15 protein-coding genes and 1 rRNA gene are annotated in these 16,141 nt (G+C 53.1%); 3 read left to right on the top strand and 13 right to left on the bottom strand.

Annotated features, from left to right (window positions below):
- The 5 genes from OQV04_RS06530 to pepQ form a co-directional block, all read right to left on the bottom strand.
- Nucleotides 1-410: ribosomal RNA gene (locus OQV04_RS06530) — 16S ribosomal RNA — on the bottom strand; the annotation flags it as partial.
- Between the two features lie 377 nt (nt 411-787).
- Complete coding sequence (gene hemG / locus OQV04_RS06525) at nt 788-1,333, bottom strand: menaquinone-dependent protoporphyrinogen IX dehydrogenase (RefSeq protein ID WP_000853959.1); 546 nt, start codon at nt 1,331-1,333, stop codon at nt 788-790.
- An 11-nt stretch (nt 1,334-1,344) separates the two neighbouring features.
- Entirely contained in the window at nt 1,345-2,796 is a 1,452-nt protein-coding gene (gene trkH, locus OQV04_RS06520) for a Trk system potassium transporter TrkH (protein ID WP_000545677.1), read from the bottom strand.
- Nucleotides 2,797-2,834: 38 nt separating this feature from the next.
- Nucleotides 2,835-3,449, bottom strand: coding sequence for an IMPACT family protein (locus OQV04_RS06515; protein ID WP_001295262.1), 615 nt, complete (start codon nt 3,447-3,449; stop codon nt 2,835-2,837).
- A complete protein-coding gene (pepQ, locus tag OQV04_RS06510) occupies nt 3,449-4,780 on the bottom strand; it encodes a Xaa-Pro dipeptidase (protein WP_000444561.1) in 1,332 nt (443 codons plus the stop codon). The genes OQV04_RS06515 and pepQ overlap by 1 nt, the downstream gene beginning before the upstream one ends.
- A gap of 189 nt (nt 4,781-4,969) precedes the next feature.
- Here pepQ and fadB point away from each other — a divergent pair, with 189 nt between their 5' ends.
- Together fadB and fadA are read left to right on the top strand one after the other, a co-directional pair.
- Complete coding sequence (fadB, locus tag OQV04_RS06505; RefSeq protein ID WP_001612082.1) at nt 4,970-7,159, top strand: fatty acid oxidation complex subunit alpha FadB; 2,190 nt, start codon at nt 4,970-4,972, stop codon at nt 7,157-7,159.
- Between the two features lie 9 nt (nt 7,160-7,168).
- On the top strand, nt 7,169-8,332 hold the full coding sequence (gene fadA / locus OQV04_RS06500; RefSeq protein WP_000438736.1) for an acetyl-CoA C-acyltransferase FadA: 1,164 nt from the start codon (nt 7,169-7,171) through the stop codon (nt 8,330-8,332).
- 191 nt (nt 8,333-8,523) lie between these two features.
- Here the strand turns inward: fadA and fre are convergent, their stop codons facing one another.
- Together fre and ubiD are read right to left on the bottom strand one after the other, a co-directional pair.
- Nucleotides 8,524-9,225, bottom strand: a complete 702-nt coding sequence (gene fre, locus OQV04_RS06495; RefSeq protein ID WP_000209826.1) for an NAD(P)H-flavin reductase — start codon at nt 9,223-9,225, stop codon at nt 8,524-8,526.
- A gap of 45 nt (nt 9,226-9,270) precedes the next feature.
- Complete coding sequence (gene ubiD, locus OQV04_RS06490; protein WP_000339804.1) at nt 9,271-10,764, bottom strand: 4-hydroxy-3-polyprenylbenzoate decarboxylase; 1,494 nt, start codon at nt 10,762-10,764, stop codon at nt 9,271-9,273.
- Nucleotides 10,765-10,930: 166 nt separating this feature from the next.
- Here ubiD and rfaH point away from each other — a divergent pair, with 166 nt between their 5' ends.
- Complete coding sequence (gene rfaH, locus OQV04_RS06485) at nt 10,931-11,419, top strand: transcription/translation regulatory transformer protein RfaH (RefSeq protein WP_032281922.1); 489 nt, start codon at nt 10,931-10,933, stop codon at nt 11,417-11,419.
- Here the strand turns inward: rfaH and tatD are convergent.
- The 6 genes from tatD to ubiJ form a co-directional block, all read right to left on the bottom strand.
- Nucleotides 11,416-12,198 (bottom strand): 3'-5' ssDNA/RNA exonuclease TatD, encoded by a 783-nt coding sequence (gene tatD, locus OQV04_RS06480; protein WP_021578153.1) that lies wholly within the window; start codon nt 12,196-12,198, stop codon nt 11,416-11,418. The genes rfaH and tatD overlap by 4 nt on opposite strands.
- Nucleotides 12,199-12,239: 41 nt before the next feature.
- Entirely contained in the window at nt 12,240-13,016 is a 777-nt protein-coding gene (gene tatC, locus OQV04_RS06475; RefSeq protein WP_000109943.1) for a Sec-independent protein translocase subunit TatC, read from the bottom strand.
- 2 nt (nt 13,017-13,018) lie between these two features.
- Nucleotides 13,019-13,534, bottom strand: a complete 516-nt coding sequence (gene tatB, locus OQV04_RS06470) for a Sec-independent protein translocase protein TatB (RefSeq protein ID WP_000459594.1) — start codon at nt 13,532-13,534, stop codon at nt 13,019-13,021.
- 3 nt (nt 13,535-13,537) lie between these two features.
- Complete coding sequence (gene tatA / locus OQV04_RS06465; RefSeq protein ID WP_274446642.1) at nt 13,538-13,807, bottom strand: Sec-independent protein translocase subunit TatA; 270 nt, start codon at nt 13,805-13,807, stop codon at nt 13,538-13,540.
- A 78-nt stretch (nt 13,808-13,885) separates the two neighbouring features.
- Nucleotides 13,886-15,526, bottom strand: coding sequence for a ubiquinone biosynthesis regulatory protein kinase UbiB (gene ubiB / locus OQV04_RS06460; protein ID WP_032281921.1), 1,641 nt, complete (start codon nt 15,524-15,526; stop codon nt 13,886-13,888).
- Nucleotides 15,523-16,128 carry a ubiquinone biosynthesis protein UbiJ gene (gene ubiJ, locus OQV04_RS06455; RefSeq protein WP_032281920.1) on the bottom strand — a complete coding sequence of 202 codons (606 nt, stop codon included), beginning with the start codon at nt 16,126-16,128 and terminating at the stop codon, nt 15,523-15,525. Before ubiJ ends, ubiB begins: the two co-directional genes overlap by 4 nt.
- Nucleotides 16,129-16,141: the final 13 nt, after the last annotated feature.

Below are 16,141 nucleotides of genomic sequence, written 5' to 3'. Positions count from 1 at the left end.
CATACACGCGGCATGGCTGCATCAGGCTTGCGCCCATTGTGCAATATTCCCCACTGCTGCCTCCCGTAGGAGTCTGGACCGTGTCTCAGTTCCAGTGTGGCTGGTCATCCTCTCAGACCAGCTAGGGATCGTCGCCTAGGTGAGCCGTTACCCCACCTACTAGCTAATCCCATCTGGGCACATCCGATGGCAAGAGGCCCGAAGGTCCCCCTCTTTGGTCTTGCGACGTTATGCGGTATTAGCTACCGTTTCCAGTAGTTATCCCCCTCCATCAGGCAGTTTCCCAGACATTACTCACCCGTCCGCCACTCGTCAGCAAAGAAGCAAGCTTCTTCCTGTTACCGTTCGACTTGCATGTGTTAGGCCTGCCGCCAGCGTTCAATCTGAGCCATGATCAAACTCTTCAATTTAAAAGTTTGATGCTCAAAGAATTAAACTTCGTAATGAATTACGTGTTCACTCTTGAGACTTGGTATTCATTTTTCGTCTTGCGACGTTAAGAATCCGTATCTTCGAGTGCCCACACAGATTGTCTGATAAATTGTTAAAGAGCAGTGCCGCTTCGCTTTTTCTCAGCGGCGCGGGGTGTGCATAATACGCTTTCCCGCTACAGAGTCAAGCATTTATTTTTGCTTTCTCTGCCGGAATTCTCAGGAGAACCCCGCTGACCCGGCGGCGTGTTTGCCGTTGTTCCGTGTCAGTGGTGGCGCATTATAGGGAGTTATTCCGGCCTGACAAGAGGAAATTTAAAATAATTTTCCGACCGCGCATTTTTTATTCTTTATGCTTATTTCAGCGTCGGTTTGTCGGTTAAATGGGCGATTTCTCGGGCGAAATTCGCCACCTGCTCCCAATCGGTATAGACAACTTCTTTGCGCGTATCCGTTTCACCGCCTGACATCTTCATAATCAGCTTGATCATAAAACGGTCGTACCAGCGATAACGTGGGTAACGCAGCGCCCCGGCAATGACCGCGCAGCGATCGGGACGCCATTGCGAGTTCATCAGAAACTTCCGCGCGTAGCTGTTGGTCTGTGGAGTACGCTTCTCCGGTTTGCGCGCCACCAGGTTTACGGAATAAAAGGCGCTCGGCATCGAATTCAGTCGCGTCGCATGTTTTTTGACAAATTCCTGGAACGCAGAGTGGTAGTGACCATAGCGAATAGAAGCACCAATGACCACACGGTCGTAGTTTTCCCACTGTGGTTCTTCAATGCGGTGCACATTGGCGACATCCGCCTGGATCCCCAGTTCTTTCAGTTCCGAAGCCAGGTAGGAGGCAATCTCGCGCGTTTGTCCGTCCCTTGTTGAGAAAAGAATTAATGTTTTCACGTATTACTCCATCATTCACGCCAGAAAGTCGGGGTAAAGAGCACCAGCAATGTAAAGACCTCGAGGCGGCCAAACAGCATGTTGGCAATCAGGATCCATTTAGCCACCGGGTTCATGCTGGTAAAGTTATCAGCAACCACGCCAAGCCCTGGCCCCAGGTTATTCAATGTCGCAACAACCGAGGCAAAGGCAGAAAAGTCATCCACGCCCGTGGCGATAATCGCCAGCATACTGACAATAAACACCAATGCATAGGCGGAGAAAAATCCCCAGACGGCTTCGAGGATACGTTCCGGCAGTGCGCGATTCCCCAGCTTAATGCTATAGACGGCGTTCGGATGCACCAGTCGTTTCAGCTCACGGTTCCCCTGCTTAAACAGCAGCAGGATGCGGATCACTTTCAGGCCACCGCCCGTTGACCCGGCACAACCGCCGATAAAAGCTGAACATAAAAGCAGTACCGGCAAAAAGAGCGGCCAGCGGGCAATGCTGTCTGTCGTAAACCCGGCGGTTGTCGCCATCGATACCACCTGGAAAAACGCCTGGTTAATTGTCATCAGCGCCGAACTGTAGACATTATGAAACCACAGTACGAGGGTACAAATAACCACCAGCGTAAACTGTACGCCGATAAACATGCGAAATTCCGGATCGCGCCAATAAACCTTCAGACTACGCCCACTTAACAGTGAAAAGTGCAGACCATAGTTACAGCCGGAGATCAGCAGGAAGATAGCAATGATAGTGTTAATAGTCGGGCTGTCGAAATAACCGATACTGGCATCATGTGTCGAGAAGCCGCCAATAGCGATAGTCGCAAAGCTATGGCCGATGGCATCAAAGGCATCCATTCCGGCAAACCACAACGCCAGCGCACAGGCGACGGTCAGCAAGACATAAATCAACCACAGGGTTTTCGCCGTTTCCGCAATTCGCGGGCGCATTTTGTTATCTTTCAGCGGGCCGGGCATTTCTGCGCGATAGAGCTGCATCCCACCCACGCCGAGGATAGGCAGTATCGCAACCGCTAACACGATGATCCCCATCCCGCCAAACCATTGCAGCATCTGGCGATAAAAGAGGATGGCATGAGGGAGCGAATCCAGCCCCACCAGCGTAGTGGCCCCGGTGGTGGTCAGGCCAGAGAAAGATTCAAAAAACGCATCGGTAATCGTGAGGTTCGGGCTTTCCGAGAAGATAAAAGGGAGCGCACCGACACTACCCAGCACGGTCCAGAACAGCACCACTATCAGAAACCCCTCACGGGATTTCAGTTCGCCCTTCTCTTTGCGGTTCGGCCACCACAGCATAGAGCCAATGGCGAGGGCGACAAAAAAGGTCTGGGTAAAAGCGCGGCCCGCTCCATCCCGGTAGATGAGTGCTACCAGCCCAGGGATAATCATGGTCCCTGAAAATAAGATGACCAGTAGTCCAACGATTCGGGTAATGGCGCGAAAATGCATCTCTGCCGCTTCCTTAGTTCTGCAAAACGAAGTGGGGATTATTCTTCAATCGCTAACAATTGCAATGAACCACGGCTAAAATCCGCCAGCTTTGCGGAAAATTCAGCCACTTTCGCCGCCGGAAGCGCCACCCGCAGCAGAACGAATGCCTGATAATCACTGTTGATAATTTTGCCGTCACACTGCCCCAGCAACGCTTCAATGCCGGTTAACTGACTATATTCACATTGCAAAGTATATTCGGTTAATGGCGTCTTGCGTTGGGTCGTTAGCTGGCGCAGCGCCTGATTCACGCCGCCGCCATACGCTTTCACTAACCCACCGGTGCCAAGCAATATGCCGCCGTAGTAGCGCACCACCACGGCGGTAATTTCCCCGACGCCGCTGCCCATCAGTTGGGCGAGCATCGGTTTACCTGCCGTTCCCGCCGGTTCCCCGTCGTCAGAGAAACCCAACTGTTGTGAATCATCCGGCGCACCCGCCACCCACGCCACACAATGGTGGCGGGCATCGGGATGTTCTGCCCGCACCGATTCAACAAACGCTTTCGCCGCCTCAACGCCATCGGTATGCGCCAACAGCGTAATGAAGCGGCTTTTTTTGATCTCTTCAACGACGGTGACCGGTGCCGCAGGAATTAACCAGCTTTCCATCACGCCAGTTTCAGATCCCGGGTCATGTTTTCCACGTTGTTTTCGTGGATCACCACGTTGTCTTCGATACGAATGCCGCCGAACGGTTTCAGTGCTTCAATTTTCTGCCAGTTGAAGTGCTTGCTGAACTGCCCTTCACGCCACGGTGCCAGTAGCGATTCAATGAAGTAGATACCCGGTTCGATGGTTAACACCATGCCCGGCTGGAGAATACGGGTGCAGCGCAGGTACGGATATTTTGCCGGTGCCGCGAGGTGCGTACCGCTATCATCCTGCATAAAACCGGCGACGTCATGCACCTGCAGGCCCAGCGGATGGCCGATACCGTGCGGCATAAACGGTCCGGTGAGATCGTTTTCGACCATCGCTTCTTCACTCATATCGGTGATGATTTGATGTTTACGCAGCAATTTGGCGATGCGCTGATGGAACTGGATGTGGTAATCCACATAGCTAACGCCAGCTTTCATGGTCGCGATCAGCGCCAGTTGTTCATCATTTACGTCTTTCACCAGCTGTGCGTAATCGTTGTCACTTTTTGCCGACCAGGTACGGGTCAGGTCAGCGGCATAGCCGTTATATTCGGCCCCGGCATCCAGCAGGAAGCTGCGCATCTCTTCCGGCGCCTGATGATCCAGTTTGGTGTAATGCAGCACCGCAGCGTGTTCGTTAAGCGCCACAATGTTGCTGTAAGGTACGTCGGTATCACGATGACCGGTCGCGGTCAGATAGGCAATGTTGATATCGAACTCGCTCATGCCAGAACGGAACGCTTCTTCTGCCGCACGATGACCGTTGACCGCCATTTTCTGCGCTTCACGCATACAGGCCAGTTCGTACTCGGTTTTGAAGGAGCGATAGTAATGCAGGTAGTCGATAACCCCTTTCGGGTTGATGTTGCTGGCCTCAATACCCAGTTGCAGCGCACGCTCCGGCACCGGACCGATATAACCGATATTGCCGCGCGCAGCAGGCAGCAGGCTACCAATGCCATCGGCTTTCGGCAGCGCGATCACTTCCACATCTTCAGTCCAGAAGGAGGTCGGCAGCGGTTCGACGTTGTGCCAGTAATCAACCGGCAGATAAAACCACAGTTTCGGCTTGTTCACGCCATCCACCAGCAACCAGCAGTTTGGCACCTGAGTTACCGGCACCCACGCTTTGAATTGCGGGTTCACTTTAAACGGATAGGGATGATCGTCGAGAAAAACATTGAACAGCTCGCCGGAGTGAATAAGTAACGCATCCAGCTTGAAGCGCGCCAGCGCATCGCGAGTCCGTTCTTGTAAGGTAGCTATATGATTTTTATAGAGCGAGGCCAGTGATTCCATTTTTTACCCTTCTGTTTTTTTGACCTTAAGTCTCCGCATCTTAGCACATCGTTCATCCAGAGCGTGATTTCTGCCGAGCGTGATCAGATCGGCATTTCTTTAATCTTTTATTTGCATATTTTTAACACAAAATACACACTTCGACTCATCTGGTACGACCAGATCACCTTGCGGATTCAGGAGACTGACATGCTTTACAAAGGCGACACCCTGTACCTTGACTGGCTGGAAGATGGCATTGCCGAACTGGTATTTGATGCCCCAGGTTCAGTTAATAAACTCGACACTGCGACCGTCGCCAGCCTCGGCGAGGCCATCGGCGTGCTGGAACAGCAATCAGATCTAAAAGGGCTGCTGCTGCGTTCGAACAAAGCAGCCTTTATCGTCGGTGCTGATATCACCGAATTTTTGTCCCTGTTCCTCGTTCCTGAAGAACAGTTAAGTCAGTGGCTGCACTTTGCCAATAGCGTGTTTAATCGCCTGGAAGATCTGCCGGTGCCGACCATTGCTGCCGTCAATGGCTATGCGCTGGGCGGTGGCTGCGAATGCGTGCTGGCGACCGATTACCGTCTGGCGACGCCGGATCTGCGCATCGGTCTGCCGGAAACCAAACTGGGCATCATGCCGGGCTTTGGCGGTTCTGTACGTATGCCACGTATGCTGGGCGCTGACAGTGCGCTGGAAATCATTGCCGCCGGTAAAGATGTCGGCGCGGATCAGGCGCTGAAAATCGGTCTGGTGGATGGCGTAGTCAAAGCAGAAAAACTGATTGAAGGGGCGATGGCGATTTTACGCCAGGCCATTAACGGCGACCTCGACTGGAAAGCGAAACGTCAGCCGAAGCTGGAACCGCTAAAACTGAGCAAGATTGAAGCTACCATGAGCTTCACCATCGCTAAAGGGATGGTCGCACAAACGGCGGGGAAACATTATCCGGCCCCCATCACCGCAGTAAAAACCATTGAAGCTGCGGCCCGTTTTGGTCGTGAAGAAGCTCTAAACCTGGAAAACAAAAGTTTTGTCCCGCTGGCGCATACCAACGAAGCTCGCGCACTGGTCGGCATATTCCTTAACGATCAATATGTAAAAGGCAAAGCGAAGAAACTCACCAAAGACGTTGAAACCCCGAAACAGGCCGCTGTGCTGGGCGCAGGCATTATGGGCGGCGGCATCGCTTACCAGTCTGCGTGGAAAGGCGTGCCGGTTGTCATGAAAGATATCAACGACAAGTCGTTAACCCTCGGCATGACCGAAGCCGCGAAACTGCTGAACAAGCAGCTTGAGCGCGGCAAGATCGATGGTCTGAAACTGGCTGGCGTGATCTCTACAATCCACCCAACGCTCGACTACGCCGGGTTTGACCGCGTGGATGTTGTGGTAGAAGCGGTTGTCGAAAACCCGAAAGTGAAAAAAGCCGTACTGGCAGAAACCGAGCAGAAAGTACGCCCGGATACCGTGCTGGCGTCTAACACTTCAACCATTCCTATCAGCGAACTGGCCAACGCGCTGGAGCGTCCGGAAAACTTCTGCGGAATGCACTTCTTTAACCCGGTCCACCGGATGCCGTTGGTGGAAATTATTCGCGGCGAGAAAAGCTCTGACGAAACCATCGCGAAAGTCGTCGCCTGGGCGAGCAAGATGGGCAAGACGCCGATTGTGGTTAACGACTGCCCCGGCTTCTTCGTCAACCGCGTGCTGTTCCCGTATTTCGCCGGTTTCAGCCAGTTGCTGCGCGACGGCGCGGATTTCCGCAAGATCGACAAAGTGATGGAAAAACAGTTTGGCTGGCCGATGGGTCCGGCATACCTGCTGGATGTGGTGGGCATTGACACCGCGCATCACGCTCAGGCAGTCATGGCAGCGGGCTTCCCGCAGCGGATGCAGAAAGATTATCGCGATGCCATCGACGCGCTGTTTGATGCCAACCGCTTTGGTCAGAAGAACGGCCTCGGTTTCTGGCGTTATAAAGAAGACAGCAAAGGTAAGCCGAAGAAAGAAGAAGACGCCGCTGTTGACGACCTGCTGGCAGAAGTCAGCCAGCCGAAGCGCGATTTCAGCGAAGAAGAGATTATCGCCCGCATGATGATCCCGATGGTCAACGAAGTGGTGCGTTGTCTGGAAGAAGGCATTATCGCCACTCCGGCAGAAGCGGATATGGCGCTGGTCTACGGCCTGGGCTTCCCTCCGTTCCACGGCGGCGCGTTCCGCTGGCTGGACACCCTCGGCAGCGCGAAATACCTCGATATGGCACAGCAATATCAGCACCTCGGCCCGCTGTATGAAGTGCCGGAAGGTCTGCGTAATAAAGCGCGTCATAATGAACCGTACTATCCCCCGGTTGAGCCAGCCCGTCCGGTTGGCGACCTGAAAACGGCTTAAGGAGTCACAATGGAACAGGTTGTCATTGTCGATGCAATTCGCACCCCGATGGGCCGTTCGAAGGGCGGTGCTTTTCGTAACGTGCGTGCAGAAGATCTCTCCGCTCATTTAATGCGTAGCCTGCTGGCGCGTAACCCGGCGCTGGAAGCGGCGGCCCTCGACGATATTTACTGGGGTTGTGTGCAGCAGACGCTGGAGCAGGGTTTTAATATCGCCCGTAACGCGGCGCTGCTGGCAGAAGTGCCGCACTCTGTCCCGGCGGTTACTGTCAATCGCTTGTGTGGTTCATCCATGCAGGCACTGCATGACGCAGCACGAATGATCATGACCGGCGATGCGCAGGCATGTCTGGTTGGCGGCGTGGAGCATATGGGCCATGTGCCGATGAGTCACGGCGTCGATTTTCACCCTGGCCTGAGCCGCAATGTCGCCAAAGCGGCGGGCATGATGGGCTTAACGGCAGAAATGCTGGCGCGTATGCACGGTATCAGCCGTGAAATGCAGGATGCCTTTGCCGCGCGGTCACACGCCCGCGCCTGGGCCGCCACGCAGTCGGGCGCATTTAAAAATGAAATCATCCCAACTGGTGGTCACGATGCCGACGGCGTCCTGAAGCAGTTTAATTACGACGAAGTGATTCGCCCGGAAACCACCGTGGAAGCCCTCGCCACGCTGCGTCCGGCGTTTGATCCAGTAAACGGTACGGTAACGGCGGGCACATCTTCTGCACTTTCCGATGGCGCAGCTGCCATGCTGGTGATGAGTGAAAGCCGCGCCCATGAATTAGGTCTTAAGCCGCGCGCTCGTGTGCGTTCGATGGCGGTCGTTGGTTGTGACCCATCGATCATGGGTTACGGCCCGGTTCCGGCCTCGAAGCTGGCGCTGAAAAAAGCGGGGCTTTCTGTCAGTGATATCGGCGTGTTTGAAATGAATGAAGCCTTTGCCGCGCAGATCCTGCCATGTATTAAAGATCTGGGACTAATTGAGCAGATTGACGAGAAGATCAACCTCAACGGTGGCGCGATCGCGCTGGGTCATCCGCTGGGTTGTTCCGGTGCGCGTATCAGCACCACGCTGCTGAATCTGATGGAACACAAAGACGTTCAGTTTGGTCTGGCGACGATGTGTATCGGTCTGGGTCAGGGTATTGCGACGGTGTTTGAGCGGGTTTAACCACTTGCCGGATGCGGCGTGAACGCCTTATCCGGTCTACCGATCCGGCACCAATGTAGGCCTGATAAGACGCGCCAGCGTCGCATCAGGCATCGTGTGCCGAATGCCGGATGCGACATAGATCTAAATGCCACTGAATAAAGTTTTAGTTGCCGTTCTTCCCGCCTGTCAGGGGCGGGTTTTTTTATATCTCAGATAAATGCAAACGCATCGCCAAACAGGCGATCTTCCCGCGCATTACGCTCACTGCAAAACAGGTCACGGGCAATTTTCGCCATCTCAAAACGTCCGGCAATATAGATATCATGCTCTGCCAGCGTACCGTGATCCTGCAATACCGCCGTTAACACGGTGCCAGTACGCCCACGCCAGCCCGCTTCCGGTTGTTCAACCACCGGCACCACTTGCAGACCAGGATGCTTCAACGAAAGCGCCTCAAGCTCGCAGAGATCATACAGATGCTGCTCTTCACGCCCGCCCCAGTAAATGGTGATATCACGGTTTGGGTTACGCGCCAACGCTGTCAGCAAAATCGAGCGGGCATAAGAGAACCCGGTGCCGCCCGCAATCAAAATCATCGGACGCTCTTCATCATCGCGCAGCCACGCTTCTCCGTGGGGAATATCGACCACGATTTGATGATCTTTGAGGATGCGGTCCATGACTGCTTTCGCGTAAAGGTTGATTTCAGAAGCGCCAATATGCAGCTCGATAAACCCTTTTTCATCCGGCGTCGAGGCCATTGAGAACGGACGTTTGTCGCGCTCATCCATCACTACCATCAAATACTGACCAGCACGAAAAGAAAAGGCCGCGTCTGGCACGATGCGGACACGATATACGGTATCCGTGATAGCTTCTACCGAGGTCACTTTACAGCTTAAGGTTGTCATGCGCTTTCTCTGTCGGATCGATAAATAGGGCAAAACAAACGCGCATCAGGCGCTTTTACCGTTGTTAAAAATAGCCAGTTCATCCCAGATGGCGTCAATATGTGCGACAACATCTGGATCTTTTTTGATGGGACGTCCCCATTCACGCTGGGTTTCCCCCGGCCATTTATTCGTGGCATCCAGCCCCATTTTTGAACCCAGCCCGGAGACAGGCGAGGCAAAATCCAGATAATCAATAGGCGTATTTTCTACCAGAACAGTATCCCGCGCTGGGTCCATACGGGTGGTAATCGCCCAAATCACATCGTTCCAGTCGCGTGCGTTAACGTCATCATCGCAAACGATCACAAATTTAGTGTACATAAACTGGCGTAAGAACGACCAGACGCCCATCATGACGCGCTTCGCGTGTCCGGCGTACTGTTTTTTGATTGTCACTACCGCCAGGCGATAAGAGCAGCCTTCCGGCGGCAGGTAAAAATCGACAATTTCCGGGAACTGTTTTTGCAGAATCGGCACAAACACTTCGTTCAGTGCGACACCCAGCACCGCGGGCTCATCTGGCGGACGCCCGGTATAGGTGGAATGGTAAATCGCATCTTCACGCTGGGTAATATGCGTCACGGTAAATACCGGGAAACTATCGACTTCATTATAGTAACCGGTGTGGTCGCCATACGGCCCTTCCGGCGCAGTTTCGCCTTGTTCGATATACCCTTCCAGCACAATCTCCGCACTGGCGGGCACTTCAAGGTCATTGGAGATACACTTTACTACTTCGGTTTTGGTGCCGCGTAGCAATCCGGCAAACGCATACTCTGAAAGCGTATCCGGAACGGGGGTGACTGCACCGAGAATCGTGGCGGGATCGGCACCCAGCGCCACAGAAACCGGGAAACGTTCGCCCGGATGCGCCGCACACCACTCCTGATAATCCAGCGCGCCGCCGCGATGCGACAGCCAGCGCATAATCAGTTTGTTTTTACCAATCAGCTGCTGGCGATAAATGCCCAGATTCTGCCGCTCTTTATGCGGGCCGCGCGTTACGGTCAGCCCCCAGGTAATCAGCGGCGCGGCATCTTCCGGCCAGCAGGTCATAATGGGAATGCGATTGAGATCGACGTCATCGCCAGAGACGATTTTTTGTTGGCAAGGCGCACCGCGCAGCCGCTTTGTCGGCATGTTCAATACTTGCTTAAACTGCGGCAGTTTATCAAACAGGTCGCGGAAACCTTTTGGCGGCTCCGGCTCTTTCAGAAACGCCAATAATTTACCAACTTCACGCAGCGCCGAAACATCTTCCTGCCCCATGCCCATCGCCACGCGCTTTGGCGTACCGAACAGATTGCACAGCACCGGCATTGAGTAGCCTTTAGGGTTTTCGAATAACAGCGCAGGCCCACCGGCACGCAAAGTGCGGTCAGCAATTTCAGTGATTTCCAGATGCGGATCCACCGGGAGCGTGATACGTTTTAGCTCACCCTGCTGTTCAAGCAGCGTCAAGAAGTCGCGTAAATCGTTATATTTCATGGCGTCCATTGTAGCCTCTTAATCTGCGCCCATTATACGGCGTTCATCTTTGCGATGCTGTAAATTTGTTAAATTAGCGTGAACTCTGACGGTATAACGCAAACCGGGGAATATAATTAACTTAGCGTAAAGCTTTTGCTATCCTTGCGCCCCGATTAAACGGATAAGAGTCATTATGCAATCCTGGTATTTACTGTACTGCAAGCGCGGGCAACTTCAACGTGCCCAGGAACACCTCGAAAGACAGGCTGTGAATTGCCTGGCACCGATGATCACCCTGGAAAAAATCGTGCGTGGCAAACGTACTGCAGTCAGTGAGCCATTGTTCCCCAACTACCTGTTTGTGGAATTTGATCCAGAAGTGATTCATACCACGACTATCAACGCGACCCGCGGTGTCAGCCACTTCGTGCGCTTTGGCGCGTCGCCAGCGATAGTCCCATCGGCGGTGATTCATCAGCTATCGGTATATAAACCGAAAGACATTGTCGATCCGGCAACCCCTTATCCGGGTGATAAGGTGATTATTACCGAAGGCGCGTTCGAAGGCTTTCAGGCCATTTTCACCGAACCCGATGGTGAGACTCGCTCCATGCTATTGCTTAATCTTATTAATAAAGAGATTAAGCACAGTGTGAAGAACACCGAGTTCCGCAAACTCTAAAACGCAATCCCAAACAGTGTTTTGACATTAGCATCCGTGGTGGCAGCCAGCCATGCGGCATCTTCTCCACGCCAGTGCGCAATACGTTGCAAAATATGGGGCAGATGGGCTGGCTCGTTGCGCCGGGATGATGGCTTTGGCGTGAGATCGCGAGGGAGCAGATACGGCGCATCAGTTTCGATCAGTAATTTTTCCACCGGAATCAACGGTAAAAGTTCCCGCAGCTCCAGTCCGCGTCGTTCATCGCAAACCCAACCGGTAATGCCGATATAAATTCCATGCGCCACGCACGCCTGCATCTCTTCGCGTGTGCCGGTAAAGCAATGAAGAACCGCACCAGGCAGTTTATCCAGCCACGGCTCCAGCAATGTCATAAACCGCTCGTGGGCATCGCGACAGTGCATAAATACCGGCATGTTTAAATCTGCGGCAATGCGTAGCTGGGCAACAAAAGCGCGTTCCTGCTCTTCCGGCGTCGAAAAGTTGCGGTTAAAGTCGAGACCACATTCACCAATCGCCACCACTTCTGGCTGCGCGGCCAGCTCAATAATCGCTTCTTCAGTCGCAGCTTGCCACTGGCTGCTGTCGTGAGGATGTACGCCCGCCGTTGACCAACAGGACGAATACTGACGCGCCAGCTTTTGCGCCTGCTGGCTTTCACGCAGGTTAGTGCCGGTGATGAGTAGCCCATTAACTCCCGCGTCAAAAGCGCGCGCTACAACATCATCACGGTCTTTCGCAAATTGCGAACTGGTCAAATTAACGCCGATATCAAACATCCTGTACTCCATATGACAACCGCCCTGACGGGCGGTTGAATTTATTCTTCAGTTTTTTCGCTTTCTGCTTCAGCGTCGTTTTCCTCTTCCCGATTTCGCCCTTTACCAACGTAAAAGCGTGAGAAGAAGACACCGATTTCAAACAGACAGTACATCGGGATCGCCAACAGCGTTTGCGAGAAGACATCCGGCGGCGTCAGCAACATCCCGACAACGAATGCACCAACCAGCACATACGGGCGTTTTTTGCGTAAGTCTTCTGGCGAGGTAATCCCCATCCAGCACAGCAGCACAATTGCCACCGGCACTTCAAAGGAGACACCAAACGCCATAAACAGCGCCATAACGAAGCTTAAATAGCTGGCGATGTCGGTGGATACCTGCACCCCTTCCGGCGCGGTATTGGCAAGGAAGCCAAATGCCAGCGGAAAGACCACAAAGTAGGCGAACGCCATGCCGATATAAAACAGCAGAGAGCTGGAAACCAGCAGCGGCACCACCAGGCGACGTTCATGCTTATACAGCGCTGGGGCGATAAATGCCCACACCTGATAGAGAATCACCGGCGCTGACAGAATCAGCGACACCATAAAGGTCAGCTTGATCGGCGTAAAGAACGGCGAGGCCACGTCGGTGGCGATCATCGTTGAACCTTGCGGCAACTGCTTGATCAATGGCGCGGATACCAGGTGATAGATGTCATTGGCGAAATAGACCAGACACAGGAATATCACGATCACCGCGATAATGCAGTTCAGCAGACGCTTACGCAGCTCAATCAGATGCGTGATAAGCGGTTGAGTATCTTCTACAGACATGTTTACGGTTTATCACTCGACGAAGGGGAAGGTGCAGCGGTTTTCGGTTCAGCGTCCGCAGCAGGTTTTACCACCGGCTCTGGCGTGGTTTCTGGCTTCTGTTCCGGCGAACTGGCCTGCGTTTGTGCAGCGGCAGGCGTTACGCCCTCATGCGCAGCTTCATTATCTTTCACCACCGGGTTATGGATGGTGTGCGCTTCATCGCTCGCCTTTTCTGGATCGTTTGCAACGTAGGAACGCTTCATCGACTCCGCGGCCTGGCGTAGTTCATCCATCGACGCTTTCAGTTCGGGCGTCAGGTTAGTGAGGCTCGCCTTTTCAACCTTTTTCAGACTGTCCTGAAACTCCTGGAGTTTTAACTCCTGGGTCAGTTCGTTCTGCACCGTTGTCGCCAGTGAACGCAACGCGCGAATCCAGCCCGCTACCGTTTTTACCGCCACAGGCAGTCGTTGCGGCCCCAGAACGACGAGGCCGATGATGAACACCAATAGCAGTTCGCTAAAACCGATATCAAACACGGATTACACCTGCTCTTTATCGTGGCGCTTCGCGTCTTCTGTTTTAGCCTGTTCATGATTCGTATCCGCCTGCTTATCGGCGATAGTTTTCGCAGTAAAATCAGCATCCTGACTGGTTTTATCCTGCTTTGGTTCATCATCGCTCATTGCTTTTTTAAAGCCTTTGATCGACGCACCAAGATCGGAACCGATGGAGCCGAGCTTTTTGGTGCCAAAAAGCAGTACAACGATGACGGCAATAATCAATAACTGCCAAATACTGATACCACCCATACATGTTCCTCTGTGGTAGATGATGATTAAACAAGGCCGCATTATACGTTACACGGCCCGCCTTGAGCGATGAAAAAATCAGCGTGTTTTGCGCCAACCGACAAACCAGGCGATCAGACCACCTGCCATTAACCAGCCGGGCATCAGCCCCCACTCAGGTCGGCTGACCAACAAGAATGTGCCACTTAATACTAACGTAGCGCCAATTCCGAGAAAATAACGCGATTGTCCCTGACGTACATGATTTGACTGAAGCTCGCGGGCAATCTTATCAACACTGTGCTGTAAATACTTGCCCTGGCGCAAACTGTCGTAAACCAGTTCAGGCAGTTCTGGCATTTTTTCGACCCAGAACGGCGCTTTTTCTTTAAATGCTCTCACCAGCGCAGGAATACCGACCTGATCTTTAATCCACGACTCCAGGAAAGGCTTCGCCGTTTTCCATAAATCGAGTTGCGGATAAAGCTGGCGTCCTACCCCTTCGACGTAGAGCAGGGTTTTCTGGAGTAACACCAGTTGCGGCTGCACTTCCATATTGAAGCGACGCGCCGTATTAAACAGATTTAACAGTACATGTCCAAACGAAATTTCGGCCAGCGGTTTCTCAAAGATAGGTTCACAGACCGTACGAATGGCAAATTCGAACTCTTCAACGTTGGTATCTGGTGGCACCCAGCCAGAATCGACGTGTAGCTCTGCCACTTTGCGATAGTCGCGATTAAAGAAGGCGATAAAGTTTTCTGCCAGATAGCGTTTATCTTCTTTGTTTAGCGAGCCAACAATCCCGCAATCAATGCCGATATATTTCGGGTTTTCCGGGTGTTCATAGCTTACGAAGATGTTGCCAGGGTGCATATCGGCATGGAAAAAGCTGTCGCGAAAGACCTGAGTGAAGAACACCTGCACGCCGCGTTCCGCCAGCAATTTCATGTTAGTGCCGTTTTTCTCCAGCGCCGCAACATCAGACACCGGAATGCCGTAAATGCGCTCCATCACCATCATCCCTTCACTACAATAGTCAGGGTAAACTTCCGGGATGTAGAGCATCGGGCTGTCTTCAAAATTGCGCCGAAGCTGAATGGCGTTGGCAGATTCCCGCAGCAAATTCAGTTCATCAATCAAGGTCTTTTCGTACTCGCGCACCACTTCGGTTGGGCGCAGACGGCGACCATCCGGCAGCAAACGCGGCACCCAGCGAGCCAGACGGTAGATAAGTTTCAGATCCGCTTTAATAACCGGCAAAATATCCGGGCGGATGACTTTAATCACCACCTCTTTACCATTCGATTTCAATCGCGCGGTATGAACCTGGGCGATAGAAGCAGAAGCCAGCGGCTTGATTTCAAAATCGTCAAACCACGCTTCTACCGGCAAGCCGCCCATTGCAGATTCAATCTGCTGCTTCGCCAGCTTGCCATCAAACGGAGCAACTTTGTCCTGCAATAACGCCAGCTGATCGGCAATATGCGGCGGAAAAAGATCGCGGCGGGTTGATAACATTTGCCCGAACTTGATCCATACCGGCCCCAGTTCTTGCAGGGCCAGTCGTAGTCGCTCACCTAAAGGTTTGTCTTTATGCCGATTTGGCATCCAGAATAATGAGTATCGCCATAGCCGTAGCGGCAGGGTGATACGCATTTTGGGGATCAGTTCATCAAGTCCGTAGCTTAAAAAAGTGCGAATGATGAAATATAGGCGCCGTACTTCACCTGGCGTCATTTAGCCTCCAGTTTTTCCAGCCGTTTGGTCAGGGCATCAACAGCACGCTCGACGGCAGCCGTCTCTTCCGCAAACCAGGCCACTTCAAGCGGACCGGGTGCCATACGCCACTCTTCAGTAATGGCTTCCGCCACATAACGTTGCTGGCGCTTAATGCCGTGATGCAGGAACTTTGCGCCTCCGCGCATGGCTTTGCTGATTCCTTCAGCGGCGATATCACCGGTATAAGGGGCCAGCAGTTCCGCAGGGTCGAACTCTGCCAGATCTGCCAGCGCAACGAAGTTTTGCACCACCTGAATATCGCCCTGCACTTCCAGCTCACCACTGCGAATCAGGGCGGCAAGCTGCTGGCGATCGCGAAGTTTCGGCAACACACTGGCGTAGGCGATAACGGTGCAGTCAGCATCGCCTGCCCATTCGCCCAGTACATCAACCTGGCGTTCGCTGAACACCAGAATCAATGACGTCGAAAAGCCTTTTACCTCCACGCGCAGCACTTTGTCCAACAGACGCGAGCGGGCCGTTTTCAGCGCGGGTGAGCGATACAGGAAGGTGTTGAGCAGACTTTCAATTCCTGCCGTCACTAAAGGTTTAAAAGGCATTTCCGGTCTCCTG

The sequence above is a fragment of the Escherichia sp. Lx600-2 genome (assembly GCF_036662595.1).
In the GTDB taxonomy this organism is placed as follows: Bacteria; Pseudomonadota; Gammaproteobacteria; order Enterobacterales; family Enterobacteriaceae; genus Escherichia; species Escherichia coli.
This window is presented reverse-complemented; position numbering and strand designations above follow the sequence as displayed.